The following is an 18089-nucleotide window of genomic DNA, read 5'->3' as shown; positions in this document are numbered from 1 at the left end:
CCGTGTAACTTAAGCGTCCGCGCCGTAGGTCAGCGCCTCGGTGACGTCCTGGACCACCTTGAAGCCGCTTGTGCCCTCGGTGCCCGAATAGATCAGGCGCGTTGTGGCGGCGACCTGGCCGGCCACCGGCAGCGGGCGCGTTAAGTCCAGCGTAATACTGCCCTGCGAGGTTGTGGAGGTGGTTTCCACATCCAGCGAGGAACCGTCGAGCTCGCCTGCGACCTCGTTATCGATCGACAGCGACTGCTGGGTCGGGCGCTCCTCGACGCTGACGTCGAGTTCGACCCGGTCGCCGTCGATCGCGGTGACCGTATACGTGCTGGTGCGCAGCATGTTCGACGCGCCGGTGATGCGGTTGCGCACAGTCCAGGACCCGCCAACCCCCACCGGGTCTTTTGGCAGGACGACGTTGGTGGAGGCGAGCAGGAGCAGCGAGCGCTCCACGGCCTCGCGGCCTGCTTCCGTCGAATCGCCGGGTGCTAAGAGCTTGAGCGTGGAGATCGCCCCGCTCTCGGCGGCGCGCCAGCGCAGGAGGAAGTCCTTCGCGCTGGCGAGCTCCTCGGTGCGGCTTAGGTCCGAGTGGGTGGCGGTGCCCACGGTCAGCTCGACTGCGCGCGCGGCAGGTGTTTCGCCTTCGCCCGGCTCGTCCGCGGGCGCAGCGTTGACCGTAAGCGGCAGGGTTACCGTATCCACGTTGCCGCCCGCCGGGGCTTGCCCCAGCTCATCGGCCTGCTCGGCCGGCACGACGTCCTGCTCGAGCCCGGTGGCGACCTCCACGGCGGTCTCCCACGGCTCGGCCTTGTCGGCCGCCGCGTCCTTGAATTGCAAAAGCTGCGGCCGCTCACCTGTCTCGACAACCTCCACGGCCGGGGTGTCGAGCGCGAAGGCGGGGATGGTTTCCAGCGGGTCGAATTCCTCCCCGCCGCAGGCGGTAAGCGGGAAAACGAGCAGGCTAGCGCTCAGCAGGAGGGCGGGGTGAGCAGGGCGATCGAGCAGAGTAAACACACTTCGAACCTACCGCACGGCCTCCGCGGCGATTGAGGCGATACCCGCTTTGTTGCCAACCGACTACAGTGAACAGGCGATGCAACACACAACTAGCCAAGCAAGTGAAGGGAGCTCGGCGCAGACCGCGGGCAACAGGCCGCGCTACCTGCCGCTCGTGGCGGTCATCATGCTCGCCATCGCCGCGGTTGACCAGGCGGTCAAGCAGCTGATGCTGGGCTGGCTCACCCCGGGCGAGCCGGTCGCGGTGATCGGGGATTGGTTCCGTTTCTACCTGCTGTTCAACCCGGGTGCGGCCTTTTCCATGGGCCAGAACTCGACCTGGCTGTTTACCACCATCCAGCTCGTCTTCGTTGTGGGTGCTTTGATCGCCGCCCCGCGCCTGAGCAACCGCGTCGAGGCAATCGGCCTGGCCATGATCGCCGGTGGCGCGCTCGGCAACCTCATCGACCGACTCGCGCGCGACCCGGGCTTCTGGTTCGGGCACGTGGTGGATTACATCTCGGTGGGCAATTTCGCGGTGTTCAACCTGGCCGATGCCTCCATCACCGTCGGCGTGGTGATCTTCGCGCTCGCCCTCTTTCTGAAGGAGGAGTCGAATGCCGGGTGATTTCCGTCGCCTCCCGGTCCCCGAGGGCCTCGCGGGCATGCGCGTCGATGCCGCGCTCGCCAAGCTCTTCGGGATTTCGCGCAGCGTCGCTGTCGAGATGATCGCTGCAGAGCAAGTGCTTATCGACGCCACGTTGCCCCAAAAGTCCGACCGCGTCACCCCCGGCGTCATCATCGAGGCAACCCTGCCCGAGCCGAAGCGTGCCCCGGAGCCGGTCGCGGAGATGGTCGAGGGGATGCACGTGCTCTACCACGACGCCGACGTCATCGCCGTGGACAAACCGGTGGGCGTGGCTGCACACCCCACGCTCGGCTGGGAGGGCCCGACCGTGCTCGGCGGCCTGCAGGCCATGGGCTTTACACTGCCCGACGCCGGCCCGCCCGAGCGCAAGGGCATCGTGCAGCGCCTGGACGTGGGCACTTCCGGGGTGATGGTGGTGGCCGCGAGTATGCAGGGCTACTCGGTGCTCAAGCGTGCGTTCAAGGAGCGCACTGTGGACAAGACCTACCACGCCGTGGTCCAGGGCCTGCCGGATCCGATCGTGGGCACCATCGACGCACCCATTGGCCGCCACCCCTCCGCCGGGTGGAAGTTCGCCGTGACTGACGACGGCCGCGCGAGCGTGACCCATTACAAGGTGCTCGAGGCCTTCCGTCAGGCCAGCCTGCTCGAGGTCCACTTGGAGACCGGCCGCACCCACCAGATCCGCGTCCACATGGCCGCTACCGGGCACCCGTGCGTGGGCGATCCCATGTACGGCTCCGACCCGAACCTGGCCAAGCGCCTGGGACTGATCCGCCAGTGGCTCCACGCCAAGGCGCTCGGTTTTGCCCACCCCCGCACCGGCGAGTACATGGTGGTGGAATCCGGCTACCCGGAGGACCTGCAGCACGCCCTCGATATGTTGCGAGCGCCCTAGCGTGCGCGCGAAAGAAGGGTTTGGTGCGATCGCGGCCGCGGCCGTCCTTGGTGCCAGCATCTTCGCCGTCGGCGCGCTGCACCCGCCCGTCCCGCCGGTGGTGCAGGGTGACACGCTCGGGCCTTTCAACAACGAACCAGCCGAGCATTACGCAGCGCGTGCCGCCGCCTCCCTCGAAGCGCTGGGCGAAGACGGCCTGGACCACCTGGCCCTCGTGAGTTTCACCACACCGCTTTCCTGTGACCTAGCCGCGGCTGCCTACGAGGCCGCGCCCCGGGTCAACGCGATCGTGCCTCAAGGGCTGCCGCACAAGGACACCCCGGAGCCGGTATCCGGTAGCAGCCGTGCTGAGGTGTGCGAGCGCGAACTGCAGCGCGCGGCGCTCCGCGCCCACACCGCGCCAGCTGACGCGCGCGTAGTCGGCGCGATCATTACCGCGGATACGGCCACACTCGCAAGCATCGCGGCTGGACCGGACATCGCCGCAGTCGAGGTGCTGCCCGCCGACGCGGTGTGGGGCGCGATCGCGGTGTCCACACCGAGGACGTAAACGCTCGTCCGGCACTGCCATCTGGCGGGGTCGGCGTGTATAGTTTTCGGAAGTTGCACGCCCTTCGCGCCCGTCGCCCTTCGTATTTTGGGTCTTCATCGTGGCGCGCTCGTTTGTGAGGAGAATGTTTGGTGTCCGAATTCGGAACAACCACCCCGCACGCCACACCCCGCCGCCGCTCGTTGAAGCTGCGCACCGTCGCCGCGCTGACCAGCGTGGTGCTGCTCGCTTCCGCGTGTGGCTTCGGCGGGTCGGACGAGGCGGATGGCTCGGGCCTCCAGCCGGGTGACTACACCATCGCCGCCGCCGAGGACGTCTCGGACAGCGTGATCGTCAACGGCCACATCGCCCCGATCCGGGCCATGAACATCACCACCTCGGTACAGTCCGAGGTGGAAAAGATCGCCGTGCAGCCGGGCGACAGGGTGCAAAAGGATCAGTTCCTCGCCTCGATGAACACCGAGCAGCTGGACCGCCAGCTCGCCGCCCAGGAGCGCCAGCAGGCCAACGCGCAGGCAGAGGCGGCCCAGGCACTCGAGCAAGCGCAGTCGCAGCTCAATGCGCACGACCAGTCGGTAGCGAACGGCTCGAACCAGACGATCCGCCAGGCACAAGCCCAGGTCAACCAGGCGCAGGCGGCGTACGACGCTGCGCTTGCCGCCCAGGGCGGACGCTCGGCCACCCGCGTGGCCGATGTCTTTAGCCAGATGGCCGGTAACCTCTCCTCCCACCTGCCGGGCAACAGCTCCAACGGCACGTCCAGCGGTGGAGGCCAGGGCCCCAAGGCACCTTCCGCGCCCGCACCGGCCGCACCGGGTGGCGCACCCGCTGCACCGGGAGCCGCGCCCGCGCCGGGCGGCGGGCAAGGCGGCATGTCGCCAGATGAGATCGCACAGATCGCTGGCGCGGAAGGCGGCGGGGCACCGATGAGCGTGGACGAGGCCTACGCCGCCCTCCAGGATGCCAAGGCGGCACTCGCGGCTGCACAATCGCAGGCGCAGCAGGAGCGCCAGCAGCTCCAGGGTCAGGTAGATTCGGCACGTAGGCAGGCGGAAAGCGCCGGCATCTCCGAGTCCGACGGCACCCTGGAGTACCAGCTGCAGGAGGCGACCCTGTACTCGCCGCTCGCCGGCGTAGTTACCTCCGTCGACGTGGAGGAGGGCGACATCCCGCAGGGCAAGCTGCTCAGCCTCGCCGACGACTCGAGCTTGCTCATTAAGTCCGAGGTCCGCGAAGCGGACGTGCCCAACATCAAGCAGGGCAACCGCGTGGAATTTACCTCCACGGCAACGGGCGATAAGAAGTTCAAGGGGCGTGTGAAGCGCATCGCGCCCGCCGCCGACCAGTCCAGCGCCGCACCGGCCGGAATGCCGGGCGGAATGTCGGCAGGCGGGGGCGGATCCGATAGCGAGTCCGGCAGCGTGACCTTCCCGGTTGAGATCGAGGTCACCGGCGACACCAAGGGCCTCCTGCTCGGCGGCACGGTGCGCGCGGAGATCATCACCCAGGAGTCCGCGGACGCACTCAACGTCCCGCTGGACGCCGTCTACGGCGAGGAGGGTGACAAGAAGGTCCTGGTCATGGCCACCGATGGTGATGATGCATCCTCCGGCGTGGTGGAAGAGCGCAAGGTGGAAACCGGCGCCAGCAACGACGTCGACATCGCGATTACCGGCGGCGAGCTCAAGGCCGGCGACATCGTAATCAACTGGCCCGACGAGTACTCCGAACAGATCGGGGAAAAGGTGAGCATCTCGGACCCGCGCTTCGACCCGGAGCAAGTCCGTGAGGCGAAAGAGGGCAAGCCAAAGGAGACCGACACAGAGAGCGCGAAGAAGGACGACAAGCAGGGCGAGAAGAAAGACTCCAAGAAGGACGACAACGCCGAAGCCGCCGACGGCGGCGAGGACAAGTAGGGGAGTGAGCCGTTGAGCACTCCGTTTTCGAAGAAGTTCTCAAAGTTTTCCAAAAAGCCCAAGCCCGCCAAGCCCGCTGAGGAAGAGTACGACGGCAATCCGGAGACGGACCCGTTCTTCTTCGGTGATGAGGACGACGACACACCAGCACAACCTGCTGAACCTGTCGACACTTCCGATACCGAGGTACTTCCGGTGACGGATGCCCCGGCTGGGGTGGTCACTGGGGGTGAGCAGGTGGGCGTCGACAAGCAGCCTTCGATGGCTGACTCTGGGCTGCTCATCGACATGCGCGGCATCGTCAAGACCTATAACGAGGGCGAGCCGAGCGAGCTGACCGTGCTGCACGGCATTGACTTTTACGCTGAGCACGGCGAGTTCGTCTCCATCGTCGGTCCTTCGGGCTGTGGTAAGTCGACGCTGATGAACCTCATCGGCATGCTGGACCGGCCCACTAAGGGTGGCTACGCCTTCAACGGCGAGCCGGTCTACGCCAAGGAGGATAAGGAGCTGGCCGCCTATCGTAGCCAGAACATCGGCTTCATCTTTCAAAACTTCAACCTGATCGGCCGCATCGACGCGCTGCAAAACGTGGCCATGCCCATGATGTACGCGGGCGTGGAACGGCACGAGCGTGAGGAGCGCGCCGCCGAGCTGCTCGAGATGATGGGGATGGGGGATCGCCTCCACCACAACCCGAACGAGCTCTCGGGTGGCCAGAAGCAACGCGTGGCGATCGCGCGCAGCCTGGCCAATGATCCGGACCTTTTGCTTGCCGACGAGCCGACCGGCGCCCTCGATTCCAAAACCGGCCGCTTGGTGATGGACTTATTCCACAAGCTGCACGACGAGCTAGGCAAATCCGTGGTGTTTATTACCCACAACCCGGAGCTGGCCGAGGAAACCGGACGCATCGTGGAGATGCTCGATGGGCGCATCGACAACGTGCGGGTACCCTCCGGGCTGCGAGGCGAGGAGTAGGACGTGAATCTCACAGAATCCATCAGGCTGGCCACCTCCAGCCTGAACAAGAACAAGCTGCGCTCGCTGTTGACCCTTCTGGGCATCATCATCGGCATCATGGCCGTGGTGATCATCATGACGCTCGGTCGCGGGCTGGAAAACCAGGTGATGTCCGGCCTGCAGGGCGTGGGCACGACAACCCACCCGGTGACCATTCACGAGCGCGCCGAAGAAGGCGAGGGCTCCGAGGACCCGTTTGCCGCACTGTCTATGGCACCGCCTTCCAACGAGCAAGACGCGGTGACGTTGCAGGACCTCGACGATTTAAAGGCGTCGTTCGGCGAGCGCGTGACCGGCGTGGATATCGAGCTGTCCAGCATGGGCGAGATCGACAACGGCGGCGAGATGGTCAGCACGACCATCTACCCGGTGCTGCCCGAATCCTTCGACATGCGCGGCGGCGAGATCGAGTTCGGGCGCGGCATTTCGGACAAGGACATGTCCGGGCAGCGCCCCGTGGCGGTGGTGAGCCCCGAGCTTGTCGACGCCATGTTTGACGGCGACGCCATCTCCGCACTCGGCCAGCGCATCGACGTGATCCAGGATGGCAGCCCGGCCGTGTTCACCATCATCGGCGTGATGAACGGCGACGCCGAGAACGACTCCGGCGGCGGCATGTTTGGCGGGATGGAGTCCTACTCGGACATTTACATCCCGGTGACCGCAGCCGACCGCGTGGGGCTCAACGGCGATTGGTTTACCTCCTTCTCCGTGCGCTCCGCGTCTGACGAGGAGGCCGAGATCTTTCAGGCGGACCTGCAGTCCTATCTTGACCGGCTCTACAAGGGCAACGAGGACTACGAGGCCGAGGTCATCGACCTGTCGTCCTCCCTGCAGGAGCTGACCAGTGTCTTCCGGATCATGTCCACGGTGCTCTCCGCCATCGGCGGGATCTCGCTGCTGGTCGGCGGCATCGGCGTGATGAACATCATGCTCATCACGGTGACCGAGCGCACCCGCGAGATCGGCGTGCGCAAGGCGCTTGGCGCTACCCACGGCGACATCCGGACCCAGTTCATCGTCGAGGCGATGCTGGTCTGCCTCGTCGGCGGTGTCATCGGCGTGATTTTGGGTGGGGCGATCGGCATGATCGCTACCGCAGCCTTCGACGCCTTTGTGTGGCCGCCCTTAGGCGCGGTGCTTTTCTCGCTGCTGTTCTCCTTGGCCACGGGCGTGTTCTTTGGCGCCTACCCGGCGTCGAAGGCGGCGAAGATGCAGCCCATCGAGGCGCTTCGCTACGAGTAGTTTTGCCGGTTTGCGCGGCGGGATATGATGGCCGGCATGGCCAAAAAATCCTCCTTCGTCCACCTGCATAACCACACCGAGTTTTCCATGCTGGATGGCATGGCAAAGGTGGATCTGCTCGCAGAGGAGGTTTCCCGCCAGGGCATGCCCGCCGTGGGCATGACGGACCACGGCAACATGTTTGGCTCCAACGCCTTCTACCGCCGCATGGTGGACGCGGGGATCAAGCCGATTATTGGCATCGAGGCCTACATGGCGCCCGGCTCGCGCTTAAACAAGAAGCGCCAGCTGTGGGGCACCCCGGACCAGAAGCGCGACGATGTCTCCGCCTCGGGCGCGTATCTGCACCAGACCATGCTCGCGGAGAACGCGACGGGGCTGCGCAACCTGTTCCGCCTGTCCTCGCTCGCTTCCTACGAGGGGCAGCTTGGCAAGTGGCCGCGTATGGACGCTGAGCTGATTGCCGAACACGCCGACGGCATCATCGCGACCACCGGATGCCCGTCGGGCGATGTGCAGACCCGCCTGCGTCTTGGCCAGTACAACGAGGCGCTCGAGGCCGCCGCGATGTGGCAAGACATCTACGGCCGGGACAATTACTTCTTGGAGCTCATGGACCATGGGCTGCACATCGAGCGCCGCGTCCGCGACGACCTGCTGCGCATCGGCAAGGAACTCGACTTGCCACCGCTGGTGACCAACGACTGCCACTACGTGCTGGAGTCCCAGGCACCCTCGCACGAGGCCATGCTGTGTGTGCAAACCGGCAAGACTTTGATGGACCCGGACCGCTTCAAGTTCGATGGCACGGGCTACTACATCAAGACCGCCGAGCAGATGCGTGAGCTGTGGGACTCCACGGTGCCGGACGGCTGCGACAACACGCTCTGGATCGCCGAGCGCGTCGGCGACTACGGCGAGCTGTGGGAGGAGCACCCGCACGACCGCATGCCGGTCGCCGACGTGCCGGAAGGGGAGACCCCGACCAGCTGGCTGCGCAAGGAAGTCCAGCGCGGGCTGGAGGATCGCTTCGAGGGCAAGGAAGTCCCGCAGGAGTACCTCGACCGCGCGAAGTACGAGATCGACGTCATCGACATGAAGGGCTACCCGTCCTACTTCCTGATCGTTGCCGAGCTAATCAAGCACGCCCGCGAGATCGGCATCCGTGTTGGGCCCGGCCGTGGCTCCGCCGCTGGCGCGCTGGTGGCCTACGCACTGACCATTACCAACATCGACCCGATGGAGCACGGCCTGCTCTTCGAGCGATTCCTCAACCCGGAGCGCCCGTCCGCGCCGGATATCGATATCGACTTTGACGATCGCCGCCGCGGCGAAATGATCACCTATGCTGCCGAGCGCTGGGGCGAGGACAAGATCGCCCAGGTGATCACCTTCGGCACGGTGAAGACGAAGCAGGCGATTAAGGACTCGGCGAAGGTGAACTTCGGCCAGCCCGGCTTCCAGATGGCCGACCGCATCAACGCGGCCCTGCCGCCGGCGATCATGGCCAAGGACATCCCGCTGGCCGGTATCACCGATCCCGAGCACGAGCGTTACGCCGAGGCGGCCGAGGTGCGCTCGCTGATCGAGACCGACCCGGACGTGGCCAAGATCTACGAGACCGCCCGCGGACTGGAAGGCGTGGTGCGCCAGGCGGGCGTGCACGCCTGTGCGGTGATTATGGCCTCGGTGCCGCTCATGGACCACATTCCGATGTGGAAGCGCCCCGCCGACGGCGCGATCATCACCGGCTGGGACTACCCGGCCTGCGAGGCTATCGGCCTGCTGAAGATGGACTTTTTGGGCCTGCGTAACCTCACCGTGCTTGGCGACGCCCTGGAGAACGTGCAGAAGAACCGCGGCGAGACCCTCGACCTGGAGGGCCTGGATACCGACGACCCGGCGGTCTACGAGCTGCTCTCCCGCGGTGACACGCTCGGCGTGTTCCAGCTGGACTCCGGCGGCATGCAGGAGCTGCTCAAGCGCATGAAGCCGACCGGGTTTAAGGACATCGTCGCCTCGCTGGCGCTCTACCGCCCGGGTCCGATGGGCGTGAACGCCCACTGGGATTACGCTGACCGCAAGAATGGGCGTAAACCCATCACGCCGATTCATCCGGAGCTGGACGAGCCGCTCAAGGAGATCCTGGACGAGACCTACGGCCTGATCGTGTACCAGGAGCAGATCATGCGTATCTCGCAGAAGGTGGCGAACTACACCGCTGGTGAGGCAGATGGCTTCCGTAAGGCGATGGGTAAGAAGAAGCCGGAAGTGCTTGCGCAGCAGTACGACAAGTTCTGGGGCGGCATGCAGGAGAACGGCTACTCCAAGAGCGCGATGGACGCGCTCTGGGGCACCATCGAGCCGTTTGCTTCTTACGCGTTTAACAAGTCACACGCTGCAGGCTACGCGCTGGTGTCCTACTGGACGGCCTACATGAAGGCGAACTACACCGCCGAGTACATGGCCGCACTGCTGACGTCGGTGGGCGACAAGAAGGACAAGTCCGCCATTTACCTGTCCGACTGCCGCCACCTTGGTATTTCCGTGCTGCAGCCGGATATTAATGAGTCGGAAGAGAACTTCATGGCTGTGGGCAAAGACATCCGCTACGGCCTTGCCGCGGTGCGCAACGTGGGCGCCGAAGTGGTGGAGTCCATCAAGGAAACCCGCCGCACGAAGGGTGACTTCACCAGCTTCTCCGACTACCTGGACAAGATCGATCTGCTGCCGTGCAACAAGCGCATCACCGAGTCGTTGATCAAAGCCGGGGCCTTCGACTCGCTCGGTCACGCTCGCAAGGGGCTCATGCTGGTTCAGGAAGACATGGTTGATTCCGTGCTCACCACGAAGAAGGCCGCGGACAAGGGCCAGTTTGACCTCTTTGCTGGCCTCGGCGGCGGCGAGGACGGCCAGGAAAGCGCCACGGCCGTCTTTTCCATGGACATCCCGGACGACGAGTGGGACAAGAAGCACAAGCTCGCTCTGGAGCGCGAAATGCTTGGCCTGTACGTTTCCGGCCACCCCCTGGACGGCTTCGAGGAGGCGATCGCGCAGCAGACCGACACGGAGCTGACCACTGTGCTCTCCGGCGAGCTGCGCCACGGCACCGAGGTCACCCTCGGCGGGCTGATCTCCAGCGTGGACCGTCGCTTCTCCAAGAAGGACGGCTCGCCCTGGGCCATCGTGACTATTGAGGACCACCACGGCGCGCAGGTGGAAGTCCTGCTGTTTAACAAGGTGTACTCACTCGTCGCCCCGCAGATCGTGGAGGACAACATCATCCTGGTCAAGGCCCGCGTGACCATTCGCGACGAGCGCATGAGCCTCTTTGGCGACGACGTGAAAGTCCCCGAGCTCGGGCCCGGGCAGGGCGCAGGTCTGCCGCTGCGCCTCACGCTGCGCACTGACCAGTGCACCATCGAAAATATCGCGCGCCTAAAAGGCGTACTGCAGAACAACCCCGGCGACTCGGACGTGTACTTGAACCTGGTCAACGGGGACCACACGCAGATGATGGTGCTTGGCGATCACCTGCGCGTGGAGCGCTCCGCCAACCTGATGGGTGACCTCAAGGCCACCATGGGCATGGGCATTTTGGGTTAGGACAGCGGTACAGAACGCACACCGCCCGTGGCACTGCAACGACGCAGCGCCACGGGCGGTGTGGTTTTTCGTGAGGCAAGCGGCTACTTGATGCCGACGCGCGCAAGCATCGACTTCAACTGCGCCTGCATGTTGGGAGAAGCGGCCGCCACGAAGGCCGCAGCCTGCAGCAAGCCACCGATCATGCTGAGGGCGAAGGAGATGTAGGTGAAGATCTCCTGGCCGCGTTCATCCAGCGCGCCCTTGTTGATCCACTCGGAGCTCGGACCCGTCGCGCGGAAGGGGGTCGTGGTGGCAGTTACGGCGGGCGCGGTGACGGTCACGGTGACTGGGGTCGGACCCTCGGGCGTGGCTGACGATGTCGGCGTGGTGGTCGTCGGCGTTGCAGTCGCACTCGGCGTTGTTGTCGCTGTGGCTGTCGCGGTGGTCGGGGCAGAAGCAGTCTTTGGTGCGTCCTGTGCCGAGACGGGGCTGAGCCCAGCAACGGCGAGTGCTGCGACAGTTGCGGCCGCAACGGGGTACGTAGCCTTCACGTCTTGAGTCCTTCCGGAGAATGAGAAAAGAAAAGGCGGGGCGCACCAAACAGCGCCCCGCCGACAGTGCCGTCTAAGACACTACAACGAACTTAGAAGAAGTTCGGGATGTTCGGCAGCTGTACCTTCGGCACGTGCAGGTGCGGCAGACCCAGCTGGAAGTTTGCGTTGAGGTAGTCGATGATCTTGTTCAGACCGGTCGGGTTGGAGCCGATGATCAGTGCGAGGGTCACGGTAGCGCCAGCCAGGCCAGAGGTGATGCCCACGACGTGGCCGTTGGAGGAACCAGCGGAGCCCTGCGTCTTGTTGGTGTTGCCGCCCTGGTTGCCAGTATCGCCCGGCTTCTCCGGCTTCTCCGGGGTCTCAGGCTTCTCCGGGTTCTCAGGCGTCTCCTGGTCCTCGGAGCCTTCGCCCTCCTCGGAGCCTTCGCCCGGGTTCTCCGGCTGCTCCGGCTTCTCGGTGCCCTGGTCAGCGGTGACGTTCTGGTCGTTCTGGGTCTCCTCGGCAGCGAAGGCCGGGGTTGCGGTCATGGCCAGTGCGGTCGCTGCTGCGACAACGGCGGTAGAAATACGCTTCATGGTTATGTGCTCCTCGTGGGGATCTCTGTACTTAGCCGTGAATCGACTGGACGATTACAGCAAGGTCGATAGAAAAAGTAGCAGGTTTATAACGATTTGGATAGTGCAGTGTCACTACCAGGCAGGACGCCCACACCCGCCGCAGCTTAACTGGCTTTTAAGGCAAAACTATGTGGACGCACTCATACCCCATTAGCGGGGAAGTCCCGGCAGCGGCGGCAGCTGGCTGAGTACCTGGTCGAGCGGGTTCTGCAGCCACCCCATCGACACGCCCGCGGCAACAACCGCAGCGATGACGCCGAGCACGCCGGCGATGGCTGCAACGACCGTGCCGGCGGTCGAGGAGTCGTCCTTGTCTGCGCCCTGGTCCTGGCCCGGGTCGGCGGGCTTCTCCAGCAGGGAGGTGACCGAAAACAGGGTCGTGGTGCCGGAGACCTCGTTGCCCACCGCGAGCAGCGCCTCGCCGTTGGGGGAGTCCGCAGCGGGGATAAAGGCAAGGCCTTCGGCACCGAGGTCGCCGACCTTCGACAGGCCGTCGGCAATCGCCTCATCGCTCTCGAGCTCCTCCATGTTGATGGAGAAGTCGCGGTTGTTGATGTAGGCCTGGTACTTCGCGTTCTGCGGGTCGGTGATGTCGTAGACGATGACGCCGCCGACGCGCTCGAAACCGACAAACGCGTAGGTGCGGCCGTTGAGCTCGCCTACAGCGACGCCCTCCGGCTCCGGGCCCTTGTCATCCGAGCGGGTCTCAAAGGAGGTCTCGGTGTGGTTGGAGTTGAAGTTGTCCGGCAGGACGCGCGCGGTGATCTGCTCGAAGTCGGCACCGGAGTCGAACACGCGCTGCCCGTCGGCGGTGTAGATGGAGAAGCTGCGGCCGCCGTAGTTGTACAGATCGTCGTAGCAGCCCTTCTCCTCGTTCAGGCCGAAGGCAGTGGTCATGTTCAGCCGGCCAAGCTGCTCGTCGGACTGCAGTTCTGCAAGCTGCTCGGCAGAAAGGCCCCCGTAGCCTTCGCAGATCGGGGCGATGCCCTTGGAGCCGAACTTTTTCAGGCGTGCTTCCTCGGAGTAGCCGTCCCAGTCGCGGGCGTCGCCCTCGTTGGCCAGCACCAGGTAGGTGTTCCCGTCGACGTTGTAGGCGGCGATGGAATCGGGCTGCAGAATCGACTTGACCGGCCAGTTGGTGATGTTGATCTTGCCGTCCTTATCGGAGGCGTCGAAAGGCACCTCGCGGCGGTCGATGTATCCCAGCGGCCAGACGTCTTCCACCTTGGCCGAAGCGGTGTCGACCACCGCGATCGCATTGTTCTCCTGCAGGGTGACGTAGGCCTTGCCGCCGTTGACCGCGATGTACTCCGGCTCGAGGTTCTGCGCCTCGCTTGTCGACGCCCCCACCTGCCCGAAGATGTGCACGCCCTTGTCCGCCAACGTGCCCTCGAACGCACGGAAGTCGGCGGTGCGCACGGCGTCTGCCGCAGGCGCGGCGAGGTCCTTCGGCAGGTTGATCACGGACACCGTTCCCTCTGGGGCGACCGAGTAGTCTTCGGCGGGCTCGCCCTCATTAGCCACCAGGGCGTAGTCGCCCTCCGGGGTAATGGTGACCATGTCCGGCAGGGAGCCGACGCCCACGCGCCCGAGCACCTCGCCGAGTGTTTCCGCACCGGCGTCGAAGAAAATCACCTCGCCCGGAGCCGTCTTATCCGCGTTGGGCTCGACGGTGGCTACGGCAAGGCCGTCGGCGCGCACGGCGACGGAGTTGATGGTGGTGTCCTTGCCGCCGTCGACGTCGCCGACCTTGGTCGGCTCAGCAGGGTTGGACACGTCCAGCACGTCGATCTTGCCAGAGTTCGCGTTTACCGTGAGCAGCCTTTTCGACGCCGCGTGGTAGGCCACAATCTCCGCCGCCGACTCATCGAACACGCCCGTGCCGTAGGACCCCAGAGTCTTGACCGCGACGCTGGAATCTGCGGCCTGGTCGTAGACGGGCTGGGCGACGCCTGCGGCATCGGCCGGTGCGACAGCGACGAGACCGACCGCGAGCGCTGCGACGGCAGGAAGCGTCAGCGTGCGGCGGGAGGAACGGGGAAACGTGGACATGGTTCACCTTTCTGCGTAGTTGAAGCTTGGAGCCAGCGTATTTTCGCCAGGTAGTTGCCAGGAAAATCTGGGGTGAACTCTCGGTGAACCACCGCACGTTCAAGTGGAATCCGAGGTCGCGACACACCACTGCCTGCGAAGGGATAGACTTATCCACCATGAATGCAGGCACCGAGCACACACAGCCATCCACGAGCAACTACCAGCCGGTCCACGCGGCCGATATTCAGGCAGCTCAGGCAAAGATTTCCTCGGTGATTGAGCCCACCCCGCTGCAGTACTGCCCGCGCCTGTCGCAGCAGTACGAGGCTGATATCTACCTCAAGCGCGAGGACCTGCAGGACGTGCGCTCCTACAAAATCCGGGGCGCGTACTACAACATCTCGCGTCTCAGCGACACGCAGCGTGCTTCGGGCGTGGTGGCGGCGTCGGCAGGCAACCATGCACAAGGCGTGGCCTATGCCTGCCGGGCGATGGGCATCCAGGGCAAGATTTTCGTGCCGAAGCCCACGCCGAAGCAGAAGCGCGACCGCATCCTGGTCCACGGCGGGGACTTCGTAGAACTCGTTGTCACCGGCAACACCTTCGACGAGGCAGCGGAGGCCGCCCGCGCGGACGCGGCGGAGCGCGGCGCGACCATGATCGAGCCCTTTGACGCGCGCGACACCGTGATCGGCCAGGGCACCGTCGCCGCCGAGATCCTCGCGCAGCTGACCGGCCTCGGCCGCGAGCTGGACACCATCATGGTGCCCGTCGGCGGCGGCGGCCTGCTCGGCGGCATCGTCTCCTACGTTGCCGATATGTCCCCGCGCACTGCGGTCGTTGGCGTGGAGCCGAGCGGCGCGGCCTCGCTGCACGCCGCCCTCGAGCATGGCAGCCCGGTGACGCTGACTGATATTGACCCCTTCGTCGACGGCGCGGCGGTCAAGCGCATCGGCGAATTCCCCTTCGAGGTCATTGAGCACAACCAGGGGCGCACCCACCTGCTGCGCGCCGACGAGGGCGCGGTGTGCACGGAGATGCTCGCGCTGTACCAGAACGAGGGGATCATCGCTGAGCCGGCCGGTGCCCTCTCGGTTGCTGGTCTGGCTGGCATGAAGATCCAGCCGGGCAGCACTGTGGTGTGCGTGATCTCCGGCGGCAACAATGATGTGCTGCGCTACGCCGAGGTCATGGAACGCTCACTCGTCCACCGCGGTCTGAAGCACTACTTCTTGGTCAACTTCCCGCAGGAGCCAGGGCAGCTGCGCACCTTTCTTACCGACATCCTGGGCGAGGACGACGACATCGTGTTGTTCGAGTACTTGAAGAAGAACAACCGCGAGACCGGGGCAGCGCTTGTCGGCATCGAGCTGACTCGCGCTAGCGATCTCGAGCCGCTGCTGGAGCGGATGGCGGATTCCGTCATCGAGTGCCGCCAGCTGAAGCCCGGCACCCCGGAGTACGAGTTCATCGTCGCGGGCTAGCGCTTAATATAGGCAAAGCCCCACGGATCGAGCACGGTCTCGTCCGCGCCGACCTCAGGAGAGGTGAAGGAGTACACAAGCGTGCCGCCGACGGGCACAGTGACCGGCTCGTCGCTGAAGTTCGCGGCAAGGACGACGGCGTCATCACTGTCGTTGGCCATGGTCAGCCACCGCTCGCCGTGCTCGACGCGTAAGTTGCGCAGGTCCTCGCGGTTGCAGCCGTGCTCGCTGCGTAGCTGCAGTAGGCGTTGGTAGGCGTCAAGGACGTCTTGCTGCTGCTCCGAGAACTCCCAGTCGAGTTTCGCCTGCTCGTAGGTGTCGGGGCTCGCGGGGTCGGGGACGTCTGTCGCGTCCCAGCCTTGTTGCGAGAACTCCTCGAGACGGCCCAGGCGAGTGCCCTCGAGCAGGCCCTCATCGGTATGCGAGACGAAGAAGGGGAAGGGCGTCTGCGCGGCGAACTCCTCGCCCATAAACAGCATCGGGGTAAACGGGGAGTGGAAGACCACCGCGGCCTTGAGTACCAGTTGCGCGGGCGTAAGGTTCTGGCTCGGACGATCCCCGGCTGCCCGGTTGCCAGTCTGGTCGTGGGTGGTGGTGTAGGTGACCAGCTTCCACGGCGCGGTGTGGGCTAGGTCCAGCTCGCGGCCGTGGGTGCGGCCCCGGTAGCGCGAGTAGGAATTGCGGAAGCGGTAACCGTGGCGCAGCGTGTCGGCCAGGATGGCCATGGTCCCGTAATCCACGTAATAGCCCTGATTCTCGCCGGTGACAAGCGTGTGGATGCCGTGGTGGACGTCGTCGAGCCACTGCCCGGACAAACCGTAGCCACCGCGATCGACGTCGCTGATCAGGCGCGGGTCGTTCTGGTCGGATTCAGCGATGACGGTGCGCGGAATGCCCGTCTCGGCGGCAATCTCGTCGGCGAGACGGCTGATTTCCTCCATGATGGAAAACGCGCGGCGGTCGTCGTACGTCTGCACCGCGTCCAGCCGCAGCCCGTCGACGTGGAACTCGCCCAACCACTGGCGCACCGCATCCAGCACGTAGGCGCGTACCTCGTCGGAGCCCGGGCCGGAGAGGTTAATCACCTCGCCCCAGTCGGTGCGCCCGCCCGCGAGATAGGGGCCGAAGGCGTTGTTGTAATTGCCCTCCGGCCCGAAGTGGTTGTACACCACGTCGAGGAGGATGGCGATGCCGCGGGAATGCGCGGCGTCGATAAGCTTCTTCAGCCCCTCGCGCCCGCCGTAGGCCTCGTGGACGGCGAACCAGTCGACGCCGTCGTAGCCCCAATTGCGCGTGCCGGGGAAAGGCTGCACTGGCATCAGCTCAATGGCGTTAATCCCAAGCTCAGACAGGTGATCCAGCTTGTCAATCACGCCCGCGAAGGTGCCCTCCGGGCTGAAGGTGCCCACGTGCAGCTCGTAGATGCGCAGGTCTTTGGTCTCGATGCCGGCCCATGCGCTGTCGGTCCAGGAGAACTCGGTGCTGACCACCTCCGACGGACCGTGCACGCCGTCGGGTTGCGCGCGGGTGCGGGGATCCGGCATGGGATGCGACCACTGCGTGCCGTTAAACAACGAGAAAGAATAACGCGTGCCGGGTTGCGGCGCGATGTCGTCGAGCACCCACCAGCCCTCGCGCGCACTGTCGGGTGCAAGCGCGAAGTCTGTGCCTTCGACGTGGACGCGAACCTTGTGTGCGCGCGGGGCCCACACCTCGAAGCGGGCAGGAGCAACATGTGATTCAACCATGGCCCCAAGCCTAAGGAGGTGGCAGAGGTGCTGCAATGACTCGCTACACTTAAGGGCTTATGCTGACCTCCTACGACCTGCCAGCCGCCGGCGCGCCCGCCACCGGCGAGCTTGAAATTAAACGCTCCCGCTTCATCACCTGGGTCGGGCGGGTCGAATCGGAGGAGGAAGCCCGCGAGTTTATCCACTCCGCCCGCGAAGCGTTTCCCGACGCCCGACACCACTGCTCCGCCTTCATCGTGCATGTCGACGGCGCGTTGCCAATCGAGCGCTCCTCCGACGACGGCGAACCCTCCGGCACCGCCGGCACGCCGATGCTGGAAGTGCTGAAAGGCTTGGGGCTGATGAACGTGTGCGCCGTGGTCATCCGCTATTTCGGCGGGACCAAACTGGGCACCGGCGGGCTGGTCAGCGCGTACACCAACGCCGTTTCCGACACGCTGGAAGTCACGCCGCGGGCAACGCGGAACCTGCGGGAACTAGTCACCGTGAACCTGCCGCACGCCGAGGCCGGGCGGATCGAATCTGAGCTGCGCAACGCCGGTATTGAGGTCGTGGACATCGCCTACGGCGCGCAAGCCACCTACACGCTGGCGTTCGCGCCGGGGGAGCGCGAGCGTGTCGACGCCCAGCTCGCCGCCTCCACCCAGGGCACCGCCGAGACGAAGGACGCGGGCCACCGCTGGGTGGAAGCGGGCAGCTAGCGGCGCGTGTGGTCGCTGGGTCGTGCAGTTCTCGCAGCCTCCTCAATGGAGCTAGCTCCGTTTGCATGCGGCGTGTGTTGGCGACCTGGGGT

14 protein-coding genes are annotated in these 18089 nt (G+C 65.2%); 9 read left to right on the top strand and 5 right to left on the bottom strand.

Annotated elements, in window-relative coordinates:
* Nucleotides 1–9 precede the first annotated feature (9 nt).
* Nucleotides 10–1005 carry a DUF6263 family protein gene (locus CIMIT_RS07950; RefSeq protein ID WP_051904890.1) on the bottom strand — a complete coding sequence of 332 codons (996 nt, stop codon included), beginning with the start codon at nt 1003–1005 and terminating at the stop codon, nt 10–12.
* 79 nt (nt 1006–1084) lie between these two features.
* Here CIMIT_RS07950 and lspA point away from each other — a divergent pair, with 79 nt between their 5' ends.
* The 7 genes from lspA (at nt 1085) to dnaE (ending at nt 10874) form a co-directional block, all read left to right on the top strand.
* Nucleotides 1085–1615, top strand: a complete 531-nt coding sequence (gene lspA / locus CIMIT_RS07945) for a signal peptidase II (protein ID WP_084674308.1) — start codon at nt 1085–1087, stop codon at nt 1613–1615.
* The gene (locus tag CIMIT_RS07940; protein ID WP_038591430.1) at nt 1605–2534 is read left to right on the top strand and encodes an RluA family pseudouridine synthase; all 930 of its coding nucleotides are present in this window, start codon (nt 1605–1607) and stop codon (nt 2532–2534) included. The genes lspA and CIMIT_RS07940 overlap by 11 nt, the downstream gene beginning before the upstream one ends.
* A 1-nt stretch (nt 2535) precedes the next feature.
* Nucleotides 2536–3084 (top strand): hypothetical protein, encoded by a 549-nt coding sequence (locus tag CIMIT_RS07935; protein ID WP_038591427.1) that lies wholly within the window; start codon nt 2536–2538, stop codon nt 3082–3084.
* Between the two features lie 131 nt (nt 3085–3215).
* The gene (locus CIMIT_RS07930) at nt 3216–5000 is read left to right on the top strand and encodes an efflux RND transporter periplasmic adaptor subunit (protein ID WP_038591424.1); all 1785 of its coding nucleotides are present in this window, start codon (nt 3216–3218) and stop codon (nt 4998–5000) included.
* Nucleotides 5001–5261: 261 nt separating this feature from the next.
* Nucleotides 5262–5981 (top strand): ABC transporter ATP-binding protein, encoded by a 720-nt coding sequence (locus CIMIT_RS07925; protein WP_038594517.1) that lies wholly within the window; start codon nt 5262–5264, stop codon nt 5979–5981.
* Nucleotides 5982–5984: 3 nt separating this feature from the next.
* Nucleotides 5985–7268: an ABC transporter permease gene (locus CIMIT_RS07920; RefSeq protein WP_038591421.1), complete on the top strand. Its 1284-nt coding sequence runs from the start codon at nt 5985–5987 to the stop codon at nt 7266–7268.
* Between the two features lie 36 nt (nt 7269–7304).
* The gene (gene dnaE, locus CIMIT_RS07915) at nt 7305–10874 is read left to right on the top strand and encodes a DNA polymerase III subunit alpha (protein WP_038594515.1); all 3570 of its coding nucleotides are present in this window, start codon (nt 7305–7307) and stop codon (nt 10872–10874) included.
* 83 nt (nt 10875–10957) lie between these two features.
* On the opposite strand, the gene CIMIT_RS12370 is transcribed toward dnaE, so the two are convergent.
* The 3 genes from CIMIT_RS12370 to CIMIT_RS07900 all read right to left on the bottom strand — a co-directional run bounded on the left by CIMIT_RS12370 (nt 10958) and on the right by CIMIT_RS07900 (nt 14079).
* Nucleotides 10958–11407 (bottom strand): hypothetical protein, encoded by a 450-nt coding sequence (locus CIMIT_RS12370; RefSeq protein WP_084674307.1) that lies wholly within the window; start codon nt 11405–11407, stop codon nt 10958–10960.
* A 92-nt stretch (nt 11408–11499) separates the two neighbouring features.
* Nucleotides 11500–11985, bottom strand: a complete 486-nt coding sequence (locus CIMIT_RS07905) for a hypothetical protein (RefSeq protein ID WP_038591414.1) — start codon at nt 11983–11985, stop codon at nt 11500–11502.
* Nucleotides 11986–12177: 192 nt separating this feature from the next.
* Nucleotides 12178–14079, bottom strand: a complete 1902-nt coding sequence (locus CIMIT_RS07900; RefSeq protein ID WP_038591412.1) for a choice-of-anchor I family protein — start codon at nt 14077–14079, stop codon at nt 12178–12180.
* A 158-nt stretch (nt 14080–14237) separates the two neighbouring features.
* Between CIMIT_RS07900 and ilvA the strand changes: the two genes are divergently transcribed.
* A complete protein-coding gene (gene ilvA, locus CIMIT_RS07895; RefSeq protein ID WP_038591409.1) occupies nt 14238–15545 on the top strand; it encodes a threonine ammonia-lyase IlvA in 1308 nt (435 codons plus the stop codon).
* On the opposite strand, the gene treZ is transcribed toward ilvA, so the two are convergent.
* A complete protein-coding gene (gene treZ / locus CIMIT_RS07890; protein ID WP_038591406.1) occupies nt 15542–17293 on the bottom strand; it encodes a malto-oligosyltrehalose trehalohydrolase in 1752 nt (583 codons plus the stop codon). The genes ilvA and treZ overlap by 4 nt on opposite strands.
* A 59-nt stretch (nt 17294–17352) precedes the next feature.
* Between treZ and CIMIT_RS07885 the strand changes: the two genes are divergently transcribed.
* Nucleotides 17353–17997: a YigZ family protein gene (locus tag CIMIT_RS07885; RefSeq protein WP_038591403.1), complete on the top strand. Its 645-nt coding sequence runs from the start codon at nt 17353–17355 to the stop codon at nt 17995–17997.
* Nucleotides 17998–18089 lie beyond the last annotated feature (92 nt).

The sequence above is a fragment of the Corynebacterium imitans genome (assembly GCF_000739455.1).
Taxonomy (GTDB): domain Bacteria; phylum Actinomycetota; class Actinomycetes; order Mycobacteriales; family Mycobacteriaceae; genus Corynebacterium; species Corynebacterium imitans.
The sequence above is the reverse complement of the archived record's forward strand: the minus strand, read 5'-3'. Positions and strand labels throughout refer to the sequence as shown.

Coding starts and splice junctions, on each gene's coding strand:
- CIMIT_RS07900 (WP_038591412.1), bottom strand. CDS start 14,079: ATGTCCACGTTTCCCCGTTCCTCCCGCCGCACGCTGACGCTTCCTGCC.
- treZ (WP_038591406.1), bottom strand. CDS start 17,293: ATGGTTGAATCACATGTTGCTCCTGCCCGCTTCGAGGTGTGGGCCCCG.
- lspA (WP_084674308.1), top strand. CDS start 1,085: ATGCAACACACAACTAGCCAAGCAAGTGAAGGGAGCTCGGCGCAGACC.
- CIMIT_RS07940 (WP_038591430.1), top strand. CDS start 1,605: ATGCCGGGTGATTTCCGTCGCCTCCCGGTCCCCGAGGGCCTCGCGGGC.
- CIMIT_RS07905 (WP_038591414.1), bottom strand. CDS start 11,985: ATGAAGCGTATTTCTACCGCCGTTGTCGCAGCAGCGACCGCACTGGCC.
- CIMIT_RS07885 (WP_038591403.1), top strand. CDS start 17,353: ATGCTGACCTCCTACGACCTGCCAGCCGCCGGCGCGCCCGCCACCGGC.
- dnaE (WP_038594515.1), top strand. CDS start 7,305: ATGGCCAAAAAATCCTCCTTCGTCCACCTGCATAACCACACCGAGTTT.
- ilvA (WP_038591409.1), top strand. CDS start 14,238: ATGAATGCAGGCACCGAGCACACACAGCCATCCACGAGCAACTACCAG.
- CIMIT_RS07925 (WP_038594517.1), top strand. CDS start 5,262: ATGGCTGACTCTGGGCTGCTCATCGACATGCGCGGCATCGTCAAGACC.